The sequence below is a fragment of the Candidatus Sordicultor fermentans genome (assembly GCF_012728195.1).
GTDB lineage: Bacteria > Atribacterota > Atribacteria > Atribacterales > Caldatribacteriaceae > Sordicultor > Sordicultor fermentans.
On record NZ_JAAYFP010000037.1, the window covers coordinates 1 to 2,217 of the forward strand.

Consider the following 2,217-nt stretch of genomic DNA (forward strand, 5'->3'; position numbering starts at 1 on the left):
ATACAATTTTGTGGCCATACTTGAAGCAGATGGCCAAAAGTTGCAAGAGGCAAAATTTATCCGAAAAGGTATAATTTATGGTCTCCTTTTAAATCATTTTTACGACACTATTAATAAAAACAAAGAAGCGCTGGCGCTTGGAGCTAAAATCCTGAGTCTAAAAGAAAATCGATTATTATATGAAATTAAAGTTTTAGACATTGCTCCACCTCTTCTGAGATGTAAACTATGTGGTTTTGCATCATATGAGAGGGAAGACATTATATCTCATATAAAGCAAGTTCATCTTCAAAAGTTTGTCGAACCACTTACTTTAGAAGAACTGCGAGAGTACGATTCCAATCTTCCAGTAAAAATTTATAAATGTTCTTATTGTGGTCTCTACGTCAGAGGAGATGACCCCAGTAATCCAACAACTTTGATTTGCTCTCATATTGAAGAATATTGCCCTAAAGCTGATAGAAGTAAAGGACTGGCCAAGATAATGTTCCGAGTTATTACTGACACTGATGAAATTAGAAAGAATGTTATTCCAGACCTTCCACGTTTTCGTAAATGTAAATTGTGCAGGAAACATTTTAAAAATCCAAATGAAGAAGAACATCTAAAACACATGCTTGAGGTCCATGAAGAAGAATTTTACTTATATGAGTAGTCTTTCAGTATTTAAAATGGAGGTAATTAAGAATGGCAATAGACCCAATTAAGTTAACACAAAATATTAAAGAAAGTTATATTAGATATTTGACAAGTGCTTTACGTTTAAGAGACACAAAACTGCGGAGGCTATTCTATCAAGAAGCTGAGAAGTTCTGGTTTATAAATGGCCCCATATTAGAAGCAACTCCCCCATTTAAAAACGGTTGTTACCTGAAAGATTTGATTCAAGAGAAATTATTAGCTGAGAGATTAGAAAGTTTCATTTATGATGCTCTTCCTTATTTAAGGGACAATCCCTTATATTTGCACCAAGAGAAAGCACTTAGGAAAATACTTAGTGGTTGCAATGTGGTTATTGCTTCAGGTACAAGCAGTGGAAAGACAGAATGTTTTCTTATTCCCATTTATAACTATCTCTTAAGAGAGCATAAAGAGGGAAAACTAACACCTGGAGTTCGCGCTCTTCTGTTATATCCTATGAATGCATTGGCAAATGACCAGTTACGAAGACTTAGAGAAATAGCAAGAATTATGGAAGATAAGGCACCAGATGTGAATATTACTTTTGGAAGATATGTGGGAGACACGCCAGAAACTAAAGAAAGGGGAGAAGAACAATTCAGGCATAGAAATCCAGGTATAGAGCCTGTAAAGAGTGAGCTTCTCTCGAGAGAGGAAATGCGGGAACATCCACCGCACATCCTCATAACGAATTATGCAATGCTTGAATATTTGCTTTTAAGACCAAAAGATTCACCCTTTTTTGATGGCGAATATGCGAAGAATTGGAAGTTCTTAGTCCTGGATGAGGCGCATATTTACAGCGGAGCATCTGGTATTGAGATGGCAATGCTAATTCGCCGTCTGAAAGACAGAGTTTGTAAAAATATGGAAGGTGATTTACAGTGCATCGCAACCAGTGCAACACTTGTAAAAGAAGAAGAAGATTTTAGTAAAGTGGCAGAGTTTGCTACTAAACTTTTCGGCGAAAGATTTGAATTTGAGCCACAAAATTCCCAACGACAAGACGTAATAAAGGGAGAAAGAATCAAAACTATGGTCGAAAAATCCACGCTGAATTGCCCAGCTCAGCTGTATTCACAATTAGATAAGATAATTCGAGAAAGCTCCGAAGATTCCCTTTTAGAACAATGTTATAAAGTGTGTGAAAAATTTGGTATTCCGGAAAATATTCTAAATGAGTCCAAAAAACGGTGTAATGGTGATGCAAGAAGGTTCCTCTATGAAATACTCTCAAGGGATGAGAAAATTTTAAAGTTAAAAAGAATACTGGAAGAGGGGGCAAAAAAATTCGAAGAGTGTGTTAAACAGCTTGTGGATAAGAATAATCCTTCAGATGAAGAACGTCAGTGTATTACCAGTCTCGTTAATATAGCGGTATGGGCACGTCCTGATATAGAATCTTTACCCCTTCTTCCTGCACGTTACCATCTGTTTGTGCGAGCACCAGAAGGTATTTTCGTTTCATTTTACCCTGAACCAAAAATATTTTTAGAAAGGCGAGAATTAACAGATGATGGTTATCCGGTTTTTGAG

2 protein-coding genes are annotated in these 2,217 nt (G+C 36.4%); both read left to right on the top strand.

The genetic code is table 11. From position 1 onward, the window contains the following. On the top strand, nucleotides 1-655 hold a 655-nt coding region (locus tag GXZ17_RS01835; protein ID WP_409375589.1), incomplete at its 5' end, for a hypothetical protein. A 32-nt stretch (nucleotides 656-687) separates the two neighbouring features. Continuing rightward, nucleotides 688-2,217: DEAD/DEAH box helicase (locus tag GXZ17_RS01840; protein WP_409375590.1), on the top strand; the 1,530-nt coding region annotated here is incomplete at its 3' end.